This is a genomic window from Halosegnis marinus (genome assembly GCF_029338355.1).
GTDB lineage: Archaea > Halobacteriota > Halobacteria > Halobacteriales > Haloarculaceae > Halosegnis > Halosegnis marinus.
Genome location: NZ_CP119802.1, coordinates 1,489,813 through 1,511,405, shown reverse-complemented (window position 1 = coordinate 1,511,405; position 21,593 = coordinate 1,489,813). Strand labels below are relative to the sequence as shown.

Genomic DNA, 21,593 nt, shown 5'->3' with positions numbered 1-21,593 from the left:
GCTTTCAGCCCAGCGTCAGGAAGACGACGACGAGCGCGAGGATGACGAGCGTCTCCGGAAGCACGGTCAGGATGAGCCCCCGACCGAACAGGCTCTCGTCCTCGGCCATCGCGCCGACCGCGGCCGCACCGATGCCGCGCTCCGCATAGCCCGAACCGAGCGCCGCGAGACCGACGGCGAGCGCGGCCATCCCGGTGGAGGTGATTGCGGGACCCGAGCTCTGCAGGACAGGTGCGATACTGTTGAACATCGTAGTGGCGGTGTCGAACATTGTTGTTTCCGAACGGGCCAAACTCGGCGTAGGCAACCCATAAAACTTCCCAAACGCGTTCACGAGAGGCTCATGCGGCCGTCTACCGAGCGTCGCGACTAAAGGCGAGAGAACCGGAGGTTTCGGGGCGGAGAGGTTACTCGTCGGCCGTGAAGCGCCGCTCGTAGCCGAACGGCTCGTAGTCGCGGCCGCCGCCCTCGTAGAACTTCCCGAAGAACTCCACGTACTCCAGACGCACCGCCTGCAGACCGGCCGAGGTGACGCCGAGCACCAACACGAGCAGGTGACCGAGCACCAACACGAGGATGCCGGCGAGCCCGCCGAGCACCAGCCCGACGGCGCCCTCCGCGTTCAACAGCCCGGAGAAGATGACCTCCTCCGCGGCCCGCGCGGCGGCGAGTTCCTCGCCGCTTGCGAAGAAGATCAGGTGGTACTCCCCGTCGTGGAAGTACGCCCCGAAGACGAGCAGGTTGACCGCGAGCGCCATGCCGGCCTTCGCCAGCAGCACCGCGGCGATACGGGTGTAGGAGACGACGTGGCCGAAGCCCTGCGTGATGGACTCGACCAGGCCGATGCCGCCCTCCGCGGCGACGACGAGCGCGAGGCCGATGGCCACGACGACCAACACGAGGTCGATGACGATGCCGCCCACCGGGAGGGCGAACAGGTCGATGGTCTCGAAGCCGCTGAAGCCGAGCGGGATGGCGATGGCCTCCGAGGTGATGGTCTCGCCGGTCACCGGGTTCGTCTGCCCGGCCCGCGCGAAGACGCTGTACATGAACGCCGGCTTGGCGCTCAGCGCGGTCTCCGAGAGCACCCACACCCACAGGCTGACCGTGAACACGATCCACGAGCCGCTCTCCATGAACGCCTCGCGGACGCCGTGCGAGAGGTTGTTGACGAAGTCGAAGACGCGACCCACCACGAGGTGGACGACCCCGACCACGAGCGACAGGAGCAGCCACGCCTGCGCGTACACCAGGTAGTACGGCTGGAGCCCCTTGTGTATCGGCGCGCTCCCGCTCGGGTAGAGCAGGTAGCCGAGCTGGTGGAGCCCGAAGAACTCCCCGTACAACACGCCGAATATCGCCGTGAACAGGCCGGCCAGCACCGCGACGCCGCCCAGCGACCGGACCATGTCGGAGTCGAACCGGCGCATCAGCGCGTAGCCGATCCCCATGTACAACAGCCCGTAGCCGAGGTCGCCGATCATGAAGCCGAAGAACACCGGGAAGGTGAGGAACAGGACCACCGTCGGGTCGAGCTCCGAGTACTTCGGCTTGTTCAGGACGTTCACGAGCGCCTCGAACGGGCCGACGATGCCGCCGTTGCTCTGGACGACGGGCGGCGTGCCGCCGCTCATCGCCGTCTCGGCGGTCGCGTGTCCGCCGTCCGTCGCGACCTCCTCGTCGCCGCCGTCGGCGGCGACCGCGTCCCCACCGGCGCCGCCGTGTGCGGCGTCGTCGGCCGGGCCGGTCGCGAAGCCGTGTTCGTCGTAGTCGGCGCGTTCGAGTTCCTCGACCGCGACGTGGTCGCCGACCTCGTCCTGGAGCCCCTCGGCGAGGTCCACGAAGCGGTCGGTCGGGAGCCACCCCTCGGCGACGAAGGCGTTCTCCGTCGTCGCGAAGGAGAGCGGCGCCTCGCGCTTCTGCACCTCGACCGAGAGCTGTTCTTCGGCCGCGAGCAGGAAGCCGCCGACCTCCTCGCGCAGGTCGGCGAGGTCATCCTCGACGTCCTCCAGGTCGGATTCGAGGTCGCGCTTGCGGGCGCGGAGCTCCTCGACGTACCCCTCGGGGTCGGCGTCCGCCTCCGGTATCTCGACGCTCGTGAAGTCCGCGCCGACGAGCGCGTCCTCCAGCGCCGCGTCGCCCGGGTAGGCGAAGACGGCGAGCGTCCCCTCCTCGCCGAATATCTGGTGACGCTCGACGCCGTCGGTGTCGACGAGCGCGCGCCGGACGGCGTCGCGGTCGCCCTCGCCGACTTCGACGGCGAGCGACTCGTAGCCCTGCAGGAGGTCGAGGTCGATACCGAGCTCGACGAACGGCTCGACGGCGTCGAGGTCCTCCTCGACGGCGCGCAGGTCGTCCCTCAGCTCGTCGCGCCGGTCGTCCAGCGCGTTGACCCGCTCGCGGACGTCGGCCAGCTCCGCGGCCAGCTCCTCGTCGTCGAGCACGCGGGTCGGCCCGTCGTACTCGTCGGCGTCGACGTCGAGGATGCTCTCCAGCGAGCGGACGGTGACGAGCTTCTCGGAGGCGGCGTCGGCGCCCTCCTCGGGCGCGCCGGGCTCGAAGCCCTCCCATTCCCCGTCGTAGTCGGTCATGTCGAACAGACGGAGGTCGTGGACGGCCTCGACGACGTCGTCCATGACGCCCTTGGATCCCGTCACCGAGACCCGGCTCATCCGTTCAGGTCTGAGCATGCACCGCCTCCGTGAACAGGTCGAGCACGTCCTCGACCACCTCCTCCTCGCGGTCCTCGGCGCGGTTGTGGAGCTTCTCGCGCTCCGCCTCGCCCTCCGCGAGCAGTTCCTCGACCTCGGCGGATATCTCCTCGCGGGCGTCGGCGAGCCGGTCCTCCTTCAGCTCGCTCGCCTCCTCGCGGGCGTTCTCGCGTATCTCCTCGGCCTCGCGGCGGGCCTCGGTGATGCGGTCGTCGCGCTCCTCCTCCGCCTCGGCGATGATCTCGTCGGCCTCCTGCTCGGCCTCCTTGATCCGGTCTAGAACCTCTGGCCTCGCCATATTCGTATCACGCGGGGATTGGACGACAGCATATATGGTAGTTGCGAAAAGCGCGGGGCGAGCGACGCGAGGCCCGCGGAGCCGTGAGCGGCATCGCCGCGAACGAGGTGCGGCGAGCGACGCGAGCCGCACGGACGGCGAACCGGCGGAGCACCCCCCGAATCCGTGAAACTATGACCGTCCGGACCCAAGACGGCGCCGATGGGCATCCTGGAGAACAAGGCGCGCGCGCGGCTGTTCTACAAGTACTTCTCGAACCTCTACGACACGGTGAACCCGTTCATCTGGAACGAGGAGATGCGCGACGAGGCGCTGGAGTGGTTCGACGTCGGGCCGGGCGACCGCGTGCTCGACGTGGGCTGTGGCACCGGCTTCGCCACGGAGGGCATCCTCCAACACACCGACGACGTCCACGGGCTGGACCAGTCCGACGGCCAGCTGTCGAAGGCGTTCGCGAAGTTCGGCCGCGACGGCGACGTGCGCTTCTACCGCGGCGACGCCGAACGGCTCCCGTTCCGCGACGACGCGTTCGACGCGCTGTGGTCGTCGGGCTCCATCGAGTACTGGCCCGACCCGGTCGCGGCGCTGCGGGAGTTCCGCCGCGTCACGAAGCCCGGCGGCACCGTCCTCGTCGTCGGCCCGGACTACCCCGACTCGGCCGTGTTCCAGAAGCTCGCGGACGCAATCATGCTGTTCTACGACGAGGCGGAGGGCGACCGCATGTTCACGGAGGCCGGCTTCGAGGAGTTCGACCACCACATCCAGCAGCGCAAGCCCGGCACGCCCCGCGCCATCACGACCGTCGCGACCGTCCCCGCGACGGAGGAGGCGAGCGACGACGAGCCGGTCGCGGCTCAGTCCTGAACGGTCGTCGAGACGCGCGCCGCGCGGATTCCTCCCGACCACACCTCGACCGTGAGCCGAGCGCCAGCCCGGAGCGCCGGGTCGTTCGTCCCCGCCACGCGCAGGGTCGCGCGCTCGCCCGCGGTCCACGTCCCCTCGGCGGCGGCGTTGAACGGCCCGCCCGGCGCGCCCCGGTAGCCCGCCGCGCCGACGAACGGTACCGGCGGCTGGTAGGTCAGTGGCTCCCCGTCCACGGAGAGTTCGAGACGGAGGTCCCCGACCGCGAGCGGCGCGCCCCCGCGGTGGAGCAGCGTCACGCGGCCGTCGTCTGTCGCGGTCACGGAGAGCGCGGCCGTCGGGGCGGGGTCCGGCGGCGCGACCGAGAGGGCGGCCGCGCCGACCGCGGCGCTCGCGGCGACGGTGACGGCGACGAGACAGACGAGGCCGACGAGGGGGGAGAACGCGCGCTCTCTGCGTGCGGACACGCGGGGGGTGGCCGCGCGCCGGTATCTAAACGTTCGTGACGCTGGCGGTGACGTTCCCGTCGCCCGTCTCCGCGGTCACGACGAAGGTTCCCCGCGGCGCGACGGTCCAGAGGCCGTCGCCGCCGGTCGTCCCGAGCGTGTCGCCGTTGAGCGTCACCGTCGCGTCCACGCGCTCGCCGGTGGTCGCGTTCCGCACCTCGACGGCGAGCGGGCCGTCCGCGTGGGTCCCCCGGAGCGTCAACAGGAGCCCGTCGTCGGTCGCGTTAGCGAGCACGCGCGTCGGGAGCGTCGAGACGTCCTGCCGCTGGACCTCGTAGAACACCTCGTCGGTGCTGGCGTCGTAGTACACCACGAGGTCGCGGTCGCTCACCGTCCCCTGCGGGTGGTTGATGGCGATTCCGTACACCCCGGCGTTGAGGTAGTACGGCTCGCTCGTCAGCACGGTGTCGGTCGGCGGGTCGGTGCCGAACACCCACGGGTAGAGTTCCTCCATGCGGTCGCGGAACGTATCGAGGGTGATGGGCCGGTCGGAGAAGCTGTCGTCGAAGCCGTCGCGGTACAGCGCCTCGCGGACGTACTGCGTCGAGAAGTCGCCCTCGGCGACCGTCGAGAGCACCAGCCCGTTCCCGGAGGCGACGACGTACACCCGCGCGGACTCGCCCTCGGTGCGGAGCGCCGAGGCGACGCGGTCGCGGACCGGCCCCTGCAGCGGGATGATACGCGACTTCAGCCGGGCTATCTCGGTCGGCGGCACCGGCGTGCCGACCGCCCGGTCGTAGGTGTACAGCTGATTGACCGTCGTTTCGAGCGCGCGCGCGGCCGTGTGAACGGCGACGAGTTCGCGCAGCAGCCCGCCGGCCGAGAGGTCGCCGGCGACGTACGACGACAGCGCCGTCTCCTGTCGCGACTCCAGTTCCGTCAGCCGCTCGTCTATCTCCGTCGCGGTGGTCTCGACCACGCGCCGGCGTTCCTCGTCGGTCTCGGCCGCGGCGAACTCCTCGCGGAGCTCGACGGTGACGTAGCGGCCGTGGATACGCGCCGTCTGGGCGGCGGTGGAGCCGGCTACGTCCAGCCGGGCGGTGTAGAAGTCGCTCGTCCGGTCGTCGCCCGCGGGGAGGACGAGCCGGGCGGTCGTGTTGTCCGCCGGCTCGACGGGCTGAACCGGCGCGACGGCGTCGGCCGCGTCCGTCGGAGCGGCGGCGAGCGGGAGGGCGGCCGCCGTGGACGCCAGGAGGACACACAGCGCGAGCGCGAGGGCGACGAGCCGGAGGGCGCCGACCTCGCCCGCGGTGTCCGCGGAGGGGCGGGGAGGACCGAGCATACCGGCCCGTGCGGCCGGCACCGGTAAAAATCCGCCCCTCCGTCCCCGTGCTCGGGCGGGGAGTCGGGACCGAACGAACCCACGAGCGGCCGCGAGACGTTTCACGCGGCCCGGAGACGCGTCCGATGGAAAGCGTTTTGCTGGAGGCAGGCCCAGCCGGGGGTATGCGGTATGGGCCGCGGCTCGCCCTCCTGTGTCTGCTCCTGCTCGCGGTCGCCGCCCCGCTCGCCGCCGTCGGGCCGACAGCGGCGGGAACGGTACAGGAGACGAACGGGACGCTCGCCCCCGAGTCCACGACGCTGACCGTCCAGTTGCGGACGGACGGCGACGCTCGATGGACCGTGAGCACGGCCTTCGTCCTGCGCGACGGGAACGACTCGCGCGCCTTCGACCGGCTCGCGGCCGACTTCGAGGCGGGCAACGCCGACGTGGTGTACGACGCGACCGCCTTCGAGTCCGCCGCCGCCGCGGCGAGCGACGAGACGGGCCGCGCGATGTCGATAGAGGACGTCGGCTACGCCGCCGACCGGAACACGACGGACAACGTCACCGTCGGGCGGCTCTCGATGAGCTTCGAGTGGACGAACTTCACCGAGGAGAGCGGGACCCGACTCCGCGTCGGCGACGCGTTCAACACGAGCGACGGGACGTGGCTCCCGGGCCTGACGAGCCGACAGACGCTCGTCGTCCGGCCGCCGGCGGGCTACAGCGTCGAGACGGCCCCGGTCGCGCCGCGCGACGGCGTCCTCCGCTGGGAGGGTCCCCGTTCGTTCGAGCCGGGCTACCTCGGCGACATCGTCTACACCGGCGAGACGCCGACCGAGACGGCCACCCCCTCTCCGACCCCGAACGGCCCGAACGAGGGCGGCCTGGGACCGCTCGAACTCGTCGGCGGCGGCCTGCTCGTCCTGGCGGCGTTCGCGCTCGGGGGGTACGCGCTCGCCCGGCGCGACGGCGACCCGTTCGGCGGGGCGACCGACGACGACACCCCCGACGGCGGCGCCGGCGCGGCGGCCACCGGCGGGAACGACGACGGCGGGACGGCGGCCGCGGCCGCCACGGGTGCCGTGGCCGACGACGAGCCGGACTTCGACCTGCTCTCCGACGAGGAGCGCGTCGAGTACCTCCTCGAACGCAACGGCGGCCGGATGAAGCAGGCCACCATCGTCGAGGAGACGGGCTGGTCGAACGCGAAGGTGTCACAGCTGCTCTCGGCGATGGACGAGGCCGGCCGGGTGAACAAGCTCCGGATCGGCCGCGAGAACCTCATCTCGCTGCCCGGCGAGGACGTCGCCGAGCTCGGGACCGACCGCGACTGACCCGCCGCCCCGGCGCCGTCGCACGACGAACGGACGGCCGGTTTCGCAGCGTTCGGAAACGTTTAACCCCGAACCGCCTTCATTTGGAACCGAGAACTATGAAGATACTTGTCACCGTAAAGGAGGTGGCACAGGTCGACGACGAGTTCGAGATCGACGGACTCGACGTCGACGAGCGCTACCTCGAATACGACCTCAACGAGTGGGACGACTACGCCGTCGAGGAGGCCGTCCAGCTGTCGGAGGCGAACGACGACGTGGAGGTCGTCACGGTCACCGTCGGCCCGGAGCGCAGCGAGGAGACCGTGCGGATGGCGCTCGCGAAGGGCGCGGACCGCGCGCTGCGCGTGTGGGACGACACCCTCGCCGGCGCCGAGTTCCTCGACGTCTCGACGAAGGCCGAACTGCTCGCCGCCGTCGTCGAGGAGGAGGACCCGGACCTCGTTCTCAGCGGCGTACAGGCCGACGACGACTCGTTCGGCGCGACGGGCGTCGCGCTCGCCGAGCGCGTCGGCTTCGAGTGGGCCGCGGTCGTCAACGACCTCGACCACGACGCCGACGCGAACGTCTCGAACGTCCGCCGCGAACTGGAGGGCGGCGTCGAGGAGCTGACCGAGGTGGAGGGCCCCGCCGTGCTCACCATCCAGACGGGTATCAACGAGCCGCGCTACGCCTCGCTCCGCGGTATCCGGCAGGCACAGCGCAAGCCGCTCGACGTGCTCGGGCTGGACGACCTCGGCCTCGACGACTCGGTCGTCGAGTCGCCGGTGGCGCTCACCTCGATGTACGAACCCGAGTCCGAGGGCGACGCCGTCGTCTGGGAGGGCTCCGCCGAGGAGACCGCCGGGGAACTGGCGACGTTCCTCCGCGAGAAGGGGGTGGTCGAGGGATGACCGTCCTCGCAGTGACGGAACACCGCCGCGGCGAACTTCGCGACCCCTCCTTCGAGGTCGTCACCGCGGGTCGGGAACTCGCCGACGCGCTCGGCACCGACCTCCACCTCGCCGTCATCGGCGGCGACGTCGAGGGCTTCGCCGACCGCCTGAACCGCGAGGGCGTCGACGCCATCCACACCGTCGCGGAGGGCGAGGAGTTCAACCACGACGTGTACACGCAGGCGGTCACCGCGATGGCCGAGGCGCACGACCCCGACGCCGTGCTGATGGCGAACACCGTCAACGGGCTGGACTACGCGCCGGCCGTCGCCGGCGCGCTCGACCGCCCGCTCGTCACGGACGCCGTCGCGTTCGACGCCGACGGCACCCTCGAAGTGACCCGCGAGCAGTACGGCGGCAAGGTCGAGACCACCGTCGAGGTGGACGCCGACCGCTTCGCGCTCACCATCCGGCCGGCCGAGTGGCCCGCCGCCGAGGGGACGGGCGACGCCGAGATCGCCGAGTTCGACTTCGACCTCGACGAGTCGGCCGTCCGCTCCGACGTGAAGGGGTTCGAGGAGGTCGGCGCCGGCGACGTGGACATCTCCGAGGCCGACGTGCTCGTCTCCATCGGGCGCGGCATCGAGGAGGAGGACAACCTCCCGCTCGTGGAGGCGCTCGCCGACGCGCTCGGCGCGACGCTGTCGTCGTCGCGACCCATCGTCGACAACGGCTGGCTGCCGAAGAACCGGCAGGTCGGCCAGTCCGGGAAGGTCGTCACGCCGGACGTGTACATCGCCATCGGCATCTCCGGGGCGGTCCAGCACGTCGCCGGCATGAAGGGCTCCGACACCATCATCGCGGTGAACACGGACCCGAACGCCCCCATCATGGACATCGCCGACTACGCCATCGTCGACGACCTGTTCGACGTGGTTCCCGAACTCATCGAGGAGTTCGGCGGCGAGGCGCCGTAACCGGACTCAGTTCCCGTCGTCCCCTTCTTTCGCGTCGTCCAGTGCGACTATCAGCGCCCACGCCGGCGGGAGGAGCGCGCCGACCGCGGCGACCCCGAGCGCGAGGAGCGCGAGGACGCCGACGCCGGTCGTCAGGAGGACGTACGCGACCGCGACGCCGACGATACAGGCCGGCGAGCGGGTGAGCAGCGTCTCGCCGAACGACTTCAGCCGCGGCCGGTCCGTCCGGTAGCCCGTGAAGTAACACGTCGCGCCGAGGAGGACGTAGGAGAGGCCGACGCCGAGGCCGCCGAGGACGAGCGCGAAGGGGAACGCGTACACGCCCGGACTCGGCGCGGAGGGGGCGTCAATCCGGCGGTTCCCCGCCGTTCCGTCACCTACTTGCGCCGCCGACGCCTTCGTTACGGCAATGGAGTATCTGGAGCGCCGACGCGAGCGCATCGAGGACCGGCTGGAGGCGGTCCTCGCCGACGTGGAGCCGGAGCGTCTGCGCGGACAGGTCGAGCACGTGTCGCTGTCGGGGGGAAAGCGCGTCCGCCCGACGGTCACCATGCTCGCCTGCGAGGCGGCGGGCGGCGACCCGGACGGCGACGCCGTGGACTTCGGCGTCGGCATCGAACTCGTCCACAACGCCTCGCTCGTCGTGGACGACATCATCGACGAGTCGGAGCTGCGCCGCGGCGCGACGGCCGCCCACGCCGAGTACGGCCACGGCCCGGCCATCATCGCCTCCGACGGCCTGCTCGGGGAGGCGTTCGCGCTGTTCTCGCGCGACGAGCGCGCCATGGAGGTCGTCGCCGACGCGATGGTCGAACTCGGCGAGGGGGAGGCGACCGAACTGGTCGCCCGGCCGACGACGGAGGCGGAGTACCTCGACCTCGCCCGGCGGAAGACGGGGGCGCTGTTCCGCGCGGCCGCCGAGGTGGGCGCCGTCGCCGCGGACGCCGACCCCGCGGCCGTCGAGTCGTTCGGCGACTACGCCGAGCGCGTCGGCGTCGCCTTCCAGATACGCGACGACGTGCTCGACGCGACGGCCGACGCCGCGGACCTCGGCAAGCCGACCGGCCAGGACGCCGAGATGGAGCGGCCGTCGCTGGTCCGGGTGACCGATACCACGCCCGAGGAGGCGAACGCCCTCGCGCGCGAACACTCGGAGGCGGCGCTCGACGCGCTGGACGCGACCGGCGCCGAGGAGTCGCAGGCGCTCGAATACCTCCGCGACCTCGCGGAGTTCGTGGTCGTCCGCGAGCGGTAGTCAGGTCGCGGCGGGCGGGTCGCGCTGGAACCGCGACTCCGCGACGGCGAAGGCGAGCGTGCTCGCGAGGCCGAGCAGCGTGCCGGCCGTGAGCGCCGCCGCGAGGTAGGTCAGCGTCGCGAACGGGAGTTCGAGCAGGAACGCCGACAGCGCGTGAACGACGACGGCGATGGCGACGACGTAGAACGGGGCGTTGAGGTAGCGCCAGCGGAACCCCTCGGCGAGGTACTCGTCGGTGACGCGCCCGAGCGCCGCGACGACGCCCGCCGCGGCGACCCACTCGACGGCCCCGTACGCGAGCGCCGCGACGGTGCGAAGCGGCGCCGGGTCGCCGGGGAGCGAGTCGAGATACGACTGCCCGCTGATGACGCCGACGGCGAGCAGCGCCAGCGCGACGACGCTGGTGACGAGCGTCATCCGGCCCGTGTACAGCGCCGTACGGAGGCGGTCGGCCGCGGCGTCGACCGACTCCTCCAGGCCGAGGCCCCGGAACAGCACGTACAGCCCCAACAGCGCGGAGATGAGGCCGAGCGTCGAACCGGGGAGGTTCAGCGAGTCCGCGACGACCGCCACCGGGTAGATGAGCAGCAGGATGCCCAGCGGGACGAGAATCGTCCCGCGGGTCTCGGGGTCGTCGAGCACCTGCTTGATGGTGTAGTACATCGATTCGAGGTCCTGGGCCTGCCGGACGACGACCCGGCGGACGGAATCGACGGGGACCCGCGACCGGATGACGGGGACGACCGACTCGTCCTGTGCGCCGTCGGTGACGACGACCGCGCGCACGTCCTCGCCGGTCTGGAGCGAAGCGAGCACGCGGTCGACCTCCTCGCCGACCTCGCGGTTGGCGGCCACGTCCCCCTTCGTGTTGCCGGTGACGACGGCGACCTCGACGGACTCGCGCTCGTCGACGAAGTCGTCGTGGATGTGGACCCCCTCGAAGACGACGTTCACGTCGGAGTCCTCGGGGTCGGCCGTGGCGAGCGCGACCGCCGCCTCCTCGACGCGGTCGCGGCCGATGACCGGCGTCTCGAAGTCGGTCTTGCGACCGAGGTCGTCGTCGAGGTCGACACACAGCACCAGCAGCATCAGGGCGGGGTACGCCGCGGGTCCTTATCCGTCTTCGGGGGGCGTCGTGCGCCACGTCCACCGCGCGTCGAGCACGTACCGATACACGCCGGAGGGGAGGATGGCACAGAGGTTCGCGAGGAGGACGCCGAGCCCCCCGTAGGTGACGAACAGCCACAGGAGGCCGGTCTGGATGGGGATGGCGGAGCCGCGCACGAGGTTGGTTCGGAGCATTCCCGAGAGGAAGTCGGCCCCGTCGTTCGACCGCTCCGCGAACGTCCACGCGTTGTTGACCACGTACTGCGAGAGGATGGTTATCTCGATGGCGATGACCGCCGCGAGCAGGTAGTAGAGACCGCCGACGTCCGTGAACAGCCACAACAGTCCCGTCTGGAGCCCCGTGGCGAGCGCGCCGACCGTCACGAACTGCCCCAGCCGCTCGACCGTGGCGCGCTCGGGCCGGGCGAGACCGTACATATCGGTATATAGCCGCTCCACCGGCATTAGTCCCTCGTCAGTCGCCCGTCGGACGACGGGAAGCCGGCGGCGGGCGGGGAACGCGGGGCGCGTGGGGCGCGTCCCCACGCTACGGGCCCGAACGCACGACTTTTGCGTCCGCGCGGGCAAACGGGGACAACAGATGATCTCGAAGGGCTGTGAACAGTGCGCCAAGGGGGGGAAGATGGTGCTGTTCGTCTACGGCTACTGCGACCAGCGCGACTGTTTCTACTGCCCCCTCGGGGAGAACCGCAAGAACGTCACGCAGACGTACGCCAACGAGCGGCCCGTCGAGTCGGACGAGGACGTCATCGAGGAGGCGAAGCTGATGGACGCGCTCGGCACCTCCATCACCGGCGGTGAGCCCCAGGAGGCGATGGAGAAGACGTGTCGGTACCTCCGCCTCCTGAAGGAGGAGTTCGGCGAGGACCACCACACGCACCTCTACACCGGCATCACCGGCGGGCGCGAGAACATGCGCCGGCTCTCCGAGGCCGGCCTCGACGAGATACGTTTCCACCCGCCCTACGAGCAGTGGGGCGACCTCCACGGGACGGAGTGGGAGGAGATACTCTACATCGCCCGCGAGGAGGGACTCACCCCCGCGTTCGAGATTCCGGGTATCCGCGCCGAGACGGAGTTCCTCGACTTCCTCGACGAGGGCGCGGCCGACTTCTGTAACATCAACGAGTTCGAGATGTCCGACGGGAACTACCGCCGGATGCAGGAGGAGGGGTTCGAGCTGAAGGAGGGCCACATGAGCGCCGTCGAGGGGAGCCACGACATCCTGGAGACGATGGGCGACCACGAGAAGGTGTACTTCTGTACGAGCGTCTTCAAGGACGCCGCCCAGCACCGCTCGCGGCTGAAGCGGATGGCCCGGAACCTCCGCCGGGAGTTCGACGAGGTGACCGACGACGGCACGCTCGTGTACGGCAAGACGTGGGAGACGGAGGAGCGCCTCCGCGCGCTCGGCGTCCCCGAGGAGTTCTACACCGTCAAGTCCGACCACGTCGAACTCGCGTGGTGGCTCTTAGAGGAGATGGTGTCCGACGGCGACGTCGAGAAGGGCGAGATCGTCGAGCAGTACCCGACCTACGACGGCACGGTGGTGGAGCGGACGCCGCTGGCGTAGCGTCCGCGGGGCCGAAGGCCGAGCGGTTCCGTCGAGCCGGACCGTTCGATGCGGGTTCTCCGAGGAGCGGTGCGCGAGTCACGCGAGCGCACCCGACGACGAGAGCGGCGCGACGCGGAAGGGTGTGGAGCGGACGCCGCTCGCCCGATTACGAGGTCCGCACCCGCTCCTCGCCGAGCGCGAAGTAGGCACCCACGACGACGAGCGCCGCGCCCGCGAGCAGGCCGATTGCCGGCCGGTCCGCCACGAGGACGAAGTAGAGCAGCGCGAGCGCCGCGCCCCCGAGCGCGGCGGCGACGAGCGTGAACTCCGCGACCTCGGAGAGCGGCTCGCCGCGGGTGTCGCGGTAGTCGGCCGCCGCGAGCAGGAGGACGGCGGCGTCGAGCGCGCCGACGGCGGGGTCGCCGACGAGGACGCCGAGCGCGACCACCAGCGCGGCGAGGCCGCCGGCCGCGAGGAACGTGCGGTCCGGCGAGAGCGGATTGACCCGCTCGCCGAACCGGGCGTGGTACGCCGCGGGCGGAACGGCGGCGACGGCGGCCACGAGCAGGCCGGGCATCGGCTGGCCGACGACGACGCCGTAGCCGGCCGCGACCGCCCCGAGCAGGAGCCCGGCGGCGAGCGTCGGGTCCGGCGGGATGGCCGCCGCGGGGTCGGGCGAGCGCGCGACCCCGTAGGCGGTGAAGCCGTACAGCAACAGGAGAGCGACGGCGGCGACCGGGAGGCGGGCGTCGGCCGGCGCGAACAGGAACCCGAACCCCGCGACGCCGAACGCGAGGACGACGCCGATGAGGGGGGCCGCCTCGGGCACCGGCTGGCCGCGGCGTGACATACCCCAAGGCGGGGCGGCCCGGCGGAAAGGGTTTCGTTCCACGCCCCGAGACGCCCGAAATCGGGCGGCACGGCGCCCGGCCGTACCCACAAACGTTTAATCGGGCCCCGCGTAGTTTCGCGTATGCCGGACTGCCCACTCGCGGACCAGTGCCCCAGCTTCCAGGAGCGGATCGAAGGGATGGGCTGTACCCACTACGGCGACCGCGGCGGCGCCGAGTGGTGTAACCACTACGGCCAGCCCATCCGGGAGCTGAAACAGCAGCCCGTCGAGCTGGGCGAGGAGGTCGTCATCACCGTCGACGACATCCACGAGTCGGGCGCGGGCGTCGGGCGCACCGAGGACGGCTTCATCGTGATGGTCGACGGCATCCTGCCGGAGGCGCGCTCGCGGGTGAAGATAACAAAGGTGCTCGACAACTTCGCGCGCGCCGAGGAGCTCGAACGGCTCGAACTCGACCCCGACGAGGGCGAGGAGCCGGGGGACGACGACCCCGAAGCGGGGGCCGACGACGAGGAGGACGAGGAGGAGGAATCGTCCGGTCGGGCGAGCCGCGAGCGGCTGGGCAGCCGCGACAACTTCTGGGGGTCGTGAGCGTCCCGGACGCCGACGCCCTGCTCGCGGAACTGGGCTTCGAGGCGGACGGCGGCGTCCTGACACACCGGCAGGCACAGGTCCTCGTGCTCCGCGAGCGCGGTGTCTCCCAGCGCGAGATCGCCGACCAGCTCGGCACCTCGCGGGCGAACGTCTCCTCGGTTGAGTCGAGCGCGCGGGAGAACATCGAGAAGGCGTACGAGACGGTGGCGTTCGCGGAGGCGCTTCGCGCGCCGGTCCGCATCGCCGTCCAGGGCGGCACCGACCTCTACGACGTGCCGAGCCGCGTCTTCTCCGCCTGCGACGAGGCGGGCGTGAAGGTGACCCGGACCGCTCCCGAACTGATGAAGCTCGTGAGCGACGAGGCCGGCGACGCGGTGGTGGGCCGCGAGGTGAAACACGACATCGTCGTCAGCGTGACGAGCGAGGGGCAGGTGCGGGTGCGGACGTAGGGGCAGGCTATTTCTCCCCGCGCGGGCGAGTCCGAGTATGGACCTCGGACTCGACGGCGACGCGGCACTGGTGACGGCGGGAACGAGCGGCCTCGGCCTCGCGAGCGCGGAAGCGCTGGCGGCCGCGGGCGCGGACGTCGCGGTGTGCGGGACGACGCCAGACCACATCGACGCGGCGCGCGAGACGCTCGAAGCGACCGGCGACGGCGACGTACTCGCCGTCGAGGCGGACATCACGGACCGCGACGCGGTAGAGGGGTTCGTCGCCGACACCGTCGAGGCGTTCGGCGGGCTGGACCACGTCGTCACGAGCGCCGGCGGCCCGCCCTCCGGGAGCTTCCTCGACACCGACGACGAGGACTGGTACCGCGCGTACGACCTGCTGGTGATGAGCGTCGTGTGGACGACCCGGGCCGCCCACCCCCACCTCGTGGAGGGGAAGGGGAGCGTCGTCAACATCACCTCCGGGTCGGTGAAGGAGGTCATCGACGGCCTGGTGCTGTCGAACGCCGTCCGGCGGGGCGTCATCGGCCTGATGAAGACCCAGAGCCACGAGTGGGGCCCGGACGTGCGCGTCAACGCGGTGCTACCGGGCGCCCACGAGACACCCCGAATTACGGACCTCGTGGAGCAGAACGTCGAGCGCGGCGTCTACGACTCCTACGAGGAGGGGATGGACGACTGGAGCGAGGGCATCCCGCTCGACCGGGTGGGCGAACCCGAGGAACTCGGCGAGACGGTCGCGTGGCTCTGTTCTGACGCCGCCAGCTACCTGAACGGGACCGCCATCTCCGTCGACGGCGGCTCCTCGCGCTCCGTCTAGTCGAGCGCGTCGACGACGTCGCGGACGCGCTCCGCCTCCCCCTTCGGGACGACGACCGTGCGGCCGTCGTAGGTCGCGACCGCGAGGTCGGAGACGCCGACCGCGGCGACGTGGTCGTCCGCCCCCGCGGCGAGCACGCAGTTCTCGCAGTCCACGGCGAGCGTCTCGCCCAGCGAGACGTTCCCGGCCCCGTCGCCGTCGAGAACGCGCTCGAAGGCGTCCCACGCCCCGAGGTCGTCCCACGCGAAGTCCGCGGGGAGAACGAAAGCGTCCCCGGCCGACTCCATCACCGCGTAGTCGATGCTCACGGAACCGACACCGGCGAACGCCGCCGCGGGGTCGCGGTCGAGCGCGTCGAGGAACTCCCCGAGGCCGGCGTCGCGCGCGGCCGCGAACAGCGCCGCCGGCGTCCACGCGAACACGCCCGCGTTCCACAGGTACCCCTGTTCGCGGAAGCGCGCGGCCGTCTCGGCGTCGGGCTTCTCCGTGAACGACGCGACGGCGGCGTAGTCGCCGTGCCGCTCGCCCGGTTCGATGTAGCCGTAGCCCGTCGCCGCGCGCGTCGGCGTCACCCCGAGCGTGACGAGGCCGCCCGTGTCGCGCGCGACGCCCGCGGCCCGCGACAGCGCCGCGGCGTAGCCGTCGCCCATGTGGTGGTCGCTCGGGAGATTCACGAGGACGGGGTCGTCGTGGCGCCCGGCGAGTTCGCGCGCCGCGTACAGCATCGCCGGGCCGGTGTCGCGCGGTTCCGGTTCGACCAGCACCTCGGCGTCGGGCGCGTGGTCGCCGATGCGGTCGGCGTAGGCGGGGCGGGTCAGGACGTACACCGCGTCCGCGACCGCGTCCGCGCGGGCGACCGTGCGCGCGAGCAGCGATTCGTCGCCGCCGTCGGACGCGTCCGACGAGGATCGCGCTCCGTCGGAGCGCTCACCGCCGAAGGTCCGGAACTGCTTCGGCGTCGTCGCCGTGCTCGCGGGGTACAGCCGCGTGCCGCGTCCCCCGGCGAGGACGACGGCGACCGTCTCTGTCATACCGGCCCGTCGCGCCCGCCCGTCAAGTAATCAGTCCCACGTCTCCACCGCGCCGTCGCGGATGTCCGCGACACAGCCCTCGCAGTCCGGGTGGTCCGCGTCGTAGCAGGCGGGCCGCCCCTTCCGGTCGACGGACACCGCCCGCTTCTCGGCGTAGCGACGGCAGACGATGCGCGCCTCGCCGTCCGCGTTCGTGGGCAGATCCCACGTGCTCGCCCGTCCCGCCTCGTACTCGCGGCGCGCCTGCTCGTACTGCCGGCCCGCCGACCGGAGCTTCGAGCGGAGCAGGCGCGCGAGCCGACGGCGGTTGCTCATACGCGACATCGGGGCGGCGCGCACTACAATCCGTCGCCCGGTCTCGGTCGGGGGGGGCGGCGCCTCACCGGGCCGCGTCCTCGACGGCGGCGAGCACCTCGTCGTAGTCCGGTTCGGTCTTCGTACCCTCGGCGACCCACGCGTAGGTCACCTCGCCGTCGGCGTCCACGACGAAGACGGCCCGCTTCGCGAAGTCGCGGAGGCCGTACTCCGTCCAATCCATCGCGACGTCGTACGTCGCGACTATCTCGCGGTTGGCGTCGCTGACGAGCCCGTAGTCCAGCCCCAGCCGCTCGCGGAAGGCGTTCAGCGCGAACGGCGAATCGACGCTGACGCCGTACACCGTCGCGCCCGCCTCCGTGAAGGCGGGGAGCCGCTCCTGGAAGGCGTTCAGTTCGTGCGTGCAGGTCGTCGTGAACGCGCCGGGGAAGAACGCGAGGACGAGCGGCGCCCCGTCGAGGCGGTCCGAGAGGACGAACTCACCGACCTCGTCGTCGCCGTGTGCGAGCGGTGCGGTGAAGTCCGGTGCCTGCTCGCCGGTCGTGACCATACGAGCGCCGTCGGGGGCGGGCGGCAAATCGTTTCGCCCCGCCGACCGCGGCGCCCGACCCGAGCTACGCGTCGACGCCGGCGAGGTCCGCGAGCGCCTCCGCCAGCACGCGGGTCGCGGCCGCGCAGTCCTCCCAGTCGGTCCACTCCTTCGGGGTGTGCGAGAGGCCGTCGCGCGAGGGGGCGAAGAGCATCCCCGCGTCCGTGACGCGGGCGACGTACATCGAGTCGTGGGCCGCCCCGGAGTGGAGGTCGAGGGTGTCGATGCCCGCGCGCTCGCCCGCCGCGCGGAGCGCGTCCCGGCACCGCGGCGTCATCGGCGTCGGTTCGAGGTCGAACTCCCGGCGGAGGGTCGTTCCGACCCCGCGCTCGCGCTCGACGCGCGCGAGCGTGTCCTCGACGACCCCGACGAGCGACTCCATCGAGGCGTACGTCGTCGAGCGCACGTCGATACCGACCTCCGCGCGCCCGGGGACGACGTTCGTGGCGTTCGGCGCGACCGACAGACTGCCGACCGTTCCGACCGCGGCGGGGTCGGGCGCGGCGTCGCCCACCGCGAGGTCGCGCGCCGCGTCCTCGACGGCGAGGACGAGTTCGCTCGCGGCCGCGAGCGCGTCCGAGCGCCCCGCCATCGGCGTTGAGCCGGCGTGGTTCGCCTCGCCCGTTATCTCCACGTCGCAGTGGGTGATGCCGGTGATGTCGCCCACGACGCCGGCGGGGACGCCCGCGGCTTCGAGTTCCGTGTGCTGTTCGACGTGGAGTTCGAGCCACGCGTCCCACCCCGCGGCGTCGAGGACGCCCTCGCCCCGATAGCCGACGGTATCGAGCGCCGTGTCGAGCGTCCGGCCGTCCGCGTCCGTGAGCGCGAGCGCCTCGTCGGGCGTGCGCTCGCCGACGGCGACCGAGGAGCCGAGCAGGCCGTCCGCGAACGTCGCGCCCTCCTCCTCGGTGAAGGAGACGACCTCGACGGGGCGCGCGGGCTCGACGCCGGCCTCGCGCATCGCGCGGACGGCTTCGAGCGCGGCGTACACCCCGAGCGGCCCGTCGAAGATGCCGCCCGCGGGCACGGAGTCGAGGTGGCTCCCCGACGCGACCGGGGCGGCCTCCGGGTCGGCGCTCGCCGGCGTCCACCGGCCCGAGACGTTCCCGACCGAATCGACCGCGACGGTACAGCCCGCGGCTTCGAGCCGGCCGACGAGGCGGTCGCGCGCGCGACGGTTCGCCTCCGACCCCGTGCGGACGGTACGGCCGTGGCCCTCGCCCTCGACTGCGCCGAACCGGCCGTTCGCCTCGATGTCCTCGCGCAGCCGCTCGGCGTCGACGGCGTCGGCGACGGGTGTGTCCATACCGGCGTGTGGGCGGCGGCGGACATGAAACCGTGTCCCTGCGTGTCGTGCGTGGGGAGGGCTTTTGCGACGACCGGACGAGGCGGGAACGATGCCGGGACCGACGTTCGTCGACTGCGACCGCATCGCCCTCCGGACCGTCGAGGCGGAGGACCGCGAGTTCCTCCGTGCGGCCGCGAACCACCCCGACGTGCGCCGCTACGTCGCCCGCTTCGACGGCCCCTACAGCCGCGAGCGGTTCGACGCGGAGCTGTTCGAGGAGCTGTTGACCGACGACTACCCGATCCTGCTCGCCTGCGACGGCGACGACCCGCTCGGCTGCGTCTCGCTCGCGCCGATACGCGACGACGACGGGTGGGCGAACCTCGGCGCGTGGCTCCACCCCGACCACCACGGGGAGGGGTACGCGACGGAGGCGTGTGCGTACCTGCTCGACTACGGGTTCGGGGAGCGCGGCCTCCGCCGGGTGTCGGCGGCACACATGGCCCCGAACGACGCCTCCGCGGCGGTGCTCGACCGTCTCGGCTTCGTCCACGAGGGAACCCGACGGCGACACGTGGCGGCCGACGGCGGCTACGTCGACCGGGAGGTGTACGGTCTGTTGTGCGACGAGTGGGACGGCGCCGCGTCCGTCCTCGGCTGATTCCACTTTCACCCCGCTAACACAGATTTAAATACCATTCGGCACCAACCGTCGTACGTCTCCCATCGAAAACAAGCGGAGACGGAGCAAACCATGACCGTGCAACAGCACGCCCGAGAGATACACGAGCAGTTCTCCGACCAGTTGGACGTGACCGTCGAGGAGATAGCGGACCGCCTCGACACGCTGGTCAACGAGTACCGAATCCCCGTCGACGAGGCCCGTCGGTCGGTGGTGTCGAACTACCTCGACGAGGCCGGGATGGACCGCGACGAGCTGAGCGGCGGCTCGAACGAGACGGTCCTCGTCGGCGACATCGACGAGGACGAACAGTGGGTCGACATCCGCGTGAAGCTGGTCGAGCTGTGGGAACCCCGCGCCGACAGCATCTCGCAGGTCGGCCTGCTCGGCGACGAGTCGGGCACCATCAAGTTCGTCGCCTTCGAGACCTCCGAACTCCCGAAGCTCGACGAGGGGGCGACGTACGCGCTGGGCAACGTCGTCACCGACGAGTACCAGGGGAACTACTCCGTGAAGCTGAACCGGACGACCTCCATCACCGAGATAGACGAGGAGATCGAGGTCGGCGACGACGACGTGACCGTCGAGGGGGCGCTGGTGGACATCCAGTCCGGCAGCGGCCTCATCAAGCGGTGCCCCGAGGAGGGGTGTACCCGCGTCCTCCAGAACGGCCGGTGTAGCGAACACGGCGAGGGCGACGGCGAGTTCGACCTCCGCATCAAGGGGGTGCTCGACGACGGCGACGACGTCCACGAGGTCATCTTCGACAAGGACGCCACCGAGACCCTGACGGGTATCTCGCTGGAGGAGGCGAAGCAGATGGCGATGGACGCGCTCGACACCACCGTCGTCGCCGACGAGATGGCCGAGGGCGTCCTCGGTCGCTACTACCGCGTCGCCGGGCCCACGCTCGGGCGCTACGTGCTGGTGAACGACATGGAACCGCTCGGTGCGACGGATGCCGAGGCAACCCTCATCCGCGCGAGGTCGATGTAGATGTCCGCCAACGTACCCACCCGAGAGGTCGCCCGCCGGGCGTTCGCCCGCGAGTTCAACGACGCCGGCTACACGTTCAAGGAGTCGGACGACGAGCGCGCCCCCGTCTACGCGCTCCTCCCGACGGGGGCGCGCGCGAACCGCGTGTTCATCGTCGGCACGCTCACCGAGACGGAGGACATCGGCGAGGACTCCGAGTACTGGCGCGGCCGCATCGTGGACCCGACGGGGACGTTCTTCACCTACGCCGGGCAGTACCAGCCCGAGGCGGCGAACGCGCTCCGCGACCTCGAACCGCCCGCCTACGTCGCGATGGTCGGCAAGCCGCGCACGTTCGAGACGGACGACGGCTCCGTGAACGTCTCCGTGCGGCCCGAATCGATAAGCGTCGTCGACGCCGACACGCGCGACCGCTGGGTCGTCGAGACGGCAGAACGCACGCTCGACCGCATCGCCGCGTTCGACGACGACGAGAACGAGTACGCCCGGATGGCGGAGGAACACTACGAGTTCCCCGTCTCCACGTACAAGGAGGCCGTCGTCGAGGCCCTCCAGTCGCTGGAGGAGGAGGAGTCCGAGACGGCCGAGGCGCAGGCGTAACGCGCTCCCGAGTTCCCCGCCCGCGGTGCACACCCGCGGGTCGTTTTCACGCCCCGGAGCCGCGGCCGCGGCCGTTTCCGGGCCGCTCCCGCGCCAGCGGCGTGCGAGCGTCTGACGAACGTTTATACCGATGGGCCGTCGTACGACCTAGCACGATATGGGCAACAAGAACAAGACCATCTCCTTCCGGGTCAACGAGGACGCGTTCGAGACCCTGCGGGAAATCGCGGAGGAGCGCGACATCTCCCTCTCGGCGGTGTTCCGCGACTACGTCGAGACGCTCGTTGCCCACGACGGCCAGGTCCAGGTCGTTCCCGAACACGAGATCAACGGCTCCACGGCCTCGGACGCCGAGTCGTTCCCGCCGAAGGTCGAGGTGCCCAAGAGCTTCGTGCGCGAACACGAGCGGCTGGAGCTGGAGGCCGAACACCTCCGCGAACAGCTGGACGAGTACAAGCGCTACGTCACGAAGCTCTCCCAGCAGCTCGACGAGGACGACAACGAGGACGTGATTCAGCTGGAGGACCTCGACAACGAGGAGGAGGACGAACCCTCCTTCCGGCTGGGGTAGCCCGTCCCTCTTCTCGCGGTTTTTCCGACCGCGTC

26 protein-coding genes are annotated in these 21,593 nt (G+C 71.2%); 13 read left to right on the top strand and 13 right to left on the bottom strand.

From position 1 onward, the window contains the following. Positions 1–4: 4 nt before the first annotated feature. The 3 genes from P2T37_RS08475 to ahaH form a co-directional block, all read right to left on the bottom strand. Positions 5–250 carry a hypothetical protein gene (locus P2T37_RS08475; protein ID WP_382211837.1) on the bottom strand — a complete coding sequence of 82 codons (246 nt, stop codon included), beginning with the start codon at positions 248–250 and terminating at the stop codon, positions 5–7. A gap of 157 nt (positions 251–407) precedes the next feature. Next, a complete protein-coding gene (locus tag P2T37_RS08470; protein WP_276233472.1) occupies positions 408–2,690 on the bottom strand; it encodes a V-type ATP synthase subunit I in 2,283 nt (760 codons plus the stop codon). Next, complete coding sequence (gene ahaH / locus P2T37_RS08465) at positions 2,677–3,009, bottom strand: ATP synthase archaeal subunit H (protein ID WP_276233471.1); 333 nt, start codon at positions 3,007–3,009, stop codon at positions 2,677–2,679. The genes P2T37_RS08470 and ahaH overlap by 14 nt, the downstream gene beginning before the upstream one ends. A gap of 201 nt (positions 3,010–3,210) precedes the next feature. Between ahaH and P2T37_RS08460 the strand changes: the two genes are divergently transcribed. Continuing rightward, positions 3,211–3,873, top strand: coding sequence for a methyltransferase domain-containing protein (locus P2T37_RS08460; protein ID WP_276233470.1), 663 nt, complete (start codon positions 3,211–3,213; stop codon positions 3,871–3,873). On the opposite strand, the gene P2T37_RS08455 is transcribed toward P2T37_RS08460, so the two are convergent. Next, complete coding sequence (locus tag P2T37_RS08455; RefSeq protein WP_276233469.1) at positions 3,864–4,337, bottom strand: type IV pilin domain-containing protein; 474 nt, start codon at positions 4,335–4,337, stop codon at positions 3,864–3,866. The genes P2T37_RS08460 and P2T37_RS08455 overlap by 10 nt on opposite strands. Positions 4,338–4,362: 25 nt before the next feature. Further along, a complete protein-coding gene (locus P2T37_RS08450) occupies positions 4,363–5,658 on the bottom strand; it encodes a DUF7096 domain-containing protein (RefSeq protein ID WP_276233468.1) in 1,296 nt (431 codons plus the stop codon). Between the two features lie 164 nt (positions 5,659–5,822). Between P2T37_RS08450 and P2T37_RS08445 the strand changes: the two genes are divergently transcribed. The 3 genes from P2T37_RS08445 to P2T37_RS08435 all read left to right on the top strand — a co-directional run bounded on the left by P2T37_RS08445 (position 5,823) and on the right by P2T37_RS08435 (position 8,829). Next, positions 5,823–6,977 (top strand): helix-turn-helix transcriptional regulator, encoded by a 1,155-nt coding sequence (locus P2T37_RS08445; protein ID WP_276233467.1) that lies wholly within the window; start codon positions 5,823–5,825, stop codon positions 6,975–6,977. A 98-nt stretch (positions 6,978–7,075) separates the two neighbouring features. Next, the gene (locus tag P2T37_RS08440; protein ID WP_276233466.1) at positions 7,076–7,870 is read left to right on the top strand and encodes an electron transfer flavoprotein subunit beta/FixA family protein; all 795 of its coding nucleotides are present in this window, start codon (positions 7,076–7,078) and stop codon (positions 7,868–7,870) included. Further along, positions 7,867–8,829, top strand: a complete 963-nt coding sequence (locus tag P2T37_RS08435) for an electron transfer flavoprotein subunit alpha/FixB family protein (RefSeq protein WP_276233465.1) — start codon at positions 7,867–7,869, stop codon at positions 8,827–8,829. Before P2T37_RS08440 ends, P2T37_RS08435 begins: the two co-directional genes overlap by 4 nt. Positions 8,830–8,835: 6 nt before the next feature. Here P2T37_RS08435 and P2T37_RS08430 read toward each other — a convergent pair whose 3' ends face one another. Beyond that, positions 8,836–9,150: a hypothetical protein gene (locus tag P2T37_RS08430; RefSeq protein ID WP_276233464.1), complete on the bottom strand. Its 315-nt coding sequence runs from the start codon at positions 9,148–9,150 to the stop codon at positions 8,836–8,838. 88 nt (positions 9,151–9,238) lie between these two features. Here P2T37_RS08430 and P2T37_RS08425 point away from each other — a divergent pair, with 88 nt between their 5' ends. Next, entirely contained in the window at positions 9,239–10,084 is an 846-nt protein-coding gene (locus P2T37_RS08425; RefSeq protein ID WP_276233463.1) for a polyprenyl synthetase family protein, read from the top strand. Here the strand turns inward: P2T37_RS08425 and P2T37_RS08420 are convergent, their stop codons facing one another. Continuing rightward, complete coding sequence (locus P2T37_RS08420) at positions 10,085–11,173, bottom strand: DUF373 family protein (RefSeq protein WP_276233462.1); 1,089 nt, start codon at positions 11,171–11,173, stop codon at positions 10,085–10,087. Positions 11,174–11,197: 24 nt separating this feature from the next. Then, positions 11,198–11,629, bottom strand: coding sequence for a GtrA family protein (locus P2T37_RS08415; RefSeq protein ID WP_276233461.1), 432 nt, complete (start codon positions 11,627–11,629; stop codon positions 11,198–11,200). A 163-nt stretch (positions 11,630–11,792) separates the two neighbouring features. Between P2T37_RS08415 and P2T37_RS08410 the strand changes: the two genes are divergently transcribed. Then, positions 11,793–12,785 carry a radical SAM protein gene (locus tag P2T37_RS08410; protein ID WP_276233460.1) on the top strand — a complete coding sequence of 331 codons (993 nt, stop codon included), beginning with the start codon at positions 11,793–11,795 and terminating at the stop codon, positions 12,783–12,785. Between the two features lie 148 nt (positions 12,786–12,933). Here P2T37_RS08410 and P2T37_RS08405 read toward each other — a convergent pair whose 3' ends face one another. After that, positions 12,934–13,617: a hypothetical protein gene (locus tag P2T37_RS08405; protein WP_276233459.1), complete on the bottom strand. Its 684-nt coding sequence runs from the start codon at positions 13,615–13,617 to the stop codon at positions 12,934–12,936. Between the two features lie 123 nt (positions 13,618–13,740). Between P2T37_RS08405 and P2T37_RS08400 the strand changes: the two genes are divergently transcribed. The 3 genes from P2T37_RS08400 to P2T37_RS08390 are packed head-to-tail and all read left to right on the top strand — an operon-like array spanning position 13,741 to position 15,486. Then, entirely contained in the window at positions 13,741–14,211 is a 471-nt protein-coding gene (locus P2T37_RS08400) for a TRAM domain-containing protein (protein ID WP_276233458.1), read from the top strand. Then, entirely contained in the window at positions 14,208–14,663 is a 456-nt protein-coding gene (locus P2T37_RS08395) for a Tfx family DNA-binding protein (protein ID WP_276233457.1), read from the top strand. The genes P2T37_RS08400 and P2T37_RS08395 overlap by 4 nt, the downstream gene beginning before the upstream one ends. Positions 14,664–14,700: 37 nt before the next feature. Next, on the top strand, positions 14,701–15,486 hold the full coding sequence (locus P2T37_RS08390; protein ID WP_276233456.1) for an SDR family oxidoreductase: 786 nt from the start codon (positions 14,701–14,703) through the stop codon (positions 15,484–15,486). On the opposite strand, the gene P2T37_RS08385 is transcribed toward P2T37_RS08390, so the two are convergent. The 4 genes from P2T37_RS08385 to P2T37_RS08370 form a co-directional block, all read right to left on the bottom strand. After that, the gene (locus P2T37_RS08385) at positions 15,483–16,517 is read right to left on the bottom strand and encodes a mannose-1-phosphate guanylyltransferase (protein WP_276233455.1); all 1,035 of its coding nucleotides are present in this window, start codon (positions 16,515–16,517) and stop codon (positions 15,483–15,485) included. The two genes, P2T37_RS08390 and P2T37_RS08385, sit on opposite strands and share 4 nt — an antisense overlap. A gap of 30 nt (positions 16,518–16,547) precedes the next feature. Then, positions 16,548–16,832 carry a DUF7091 family protein gene (locus tag P2T37_RS08380; RefSeq protein ID WP_276233454.1) on the bottom strand — a complete coding sequence of 95 codons (285 nt, stop codon included), beginning with the start codon at positions 16,830–16,832 and terminating at the stop codon, positions 16,548–16,550. Between the two features lie 64 nt (positions 16,833–16,896). Continuing rightward, positions 16,897–17,382, bottom strand: a complete 486-nt coding sequence (locus tag P2T37_RS08375; protein ID WP_276233453.1) for a redoxin domain-containing protein — start codon at positions 17,380–17,382, stop codon at positions 16,897–16,899. Between the two features lie 64 nt (positions 17,383–17,446). Further along, positions 17,447–18,727, bottom strand: coding sequence for a M20 family metallo-hydrolase (locus P2T37_RS08370; protein ID WP_276233452.1), 1,281 nt, complete (start codon positions 18,725–18,727; stop codon positions 17,447–17,449). 91 nt (positions 18,728–18,818) lie between these two features. Here P2T37_RS08370 and P2T37_RS08365 point away from each other — a divergent pair, with 91 nt between their 5' ends. The 4 genes from P2T37_RS08365 (at position 18,819) to P2T37_RS08350 (ending at position 21,558) form a co-directional block, all read left to right on the top strand. Next, the gene (locus P2T37_RS08365) at positions 18,819–19,370 is read left to right on the top strand and encodes a GNAT family N-acetyltransferase (protein WP_276233451.1); all 552 of its coding nucleotides are present in this window, start codon (positions 18,819–18,821) and stop codon (positions 19,368–19,370) included. A gap of 93 nt (positions 19,371–19,463) precedes the next feature. Next, complete coding sequence (locus P2T37_RS08360; RefSeq protein ID WP_276233450.1) at positions 19,464–20,387, top strand: replication factor A; 924 nt, start codon at positions 19,464–19,466, stop codon at positions 20,385–20,387. Next, complete coding sequence (locus P2T37_RS08355) at positions 20,388–20,987, top strand: RPA family protein (protein WP_276233449.1); 600 nt, start codon at positions 20,388–20,390, stop codon at positions 20,985–20,987. Between the two features lie 157 nt (positions 20,988–21,144). Then, positions 21,145–21,558, top strand: a complete 414-nt coding sequence (locus tag P2T37_RS08350) for a DUF8146 domain-containing protein (protein WP_276233448.1) — start codon at positions 21,145–21,147, stop codon at positions 21,556–21,558. Positions 21,559–21,593 lie beyond the last annotated feature (35 nt).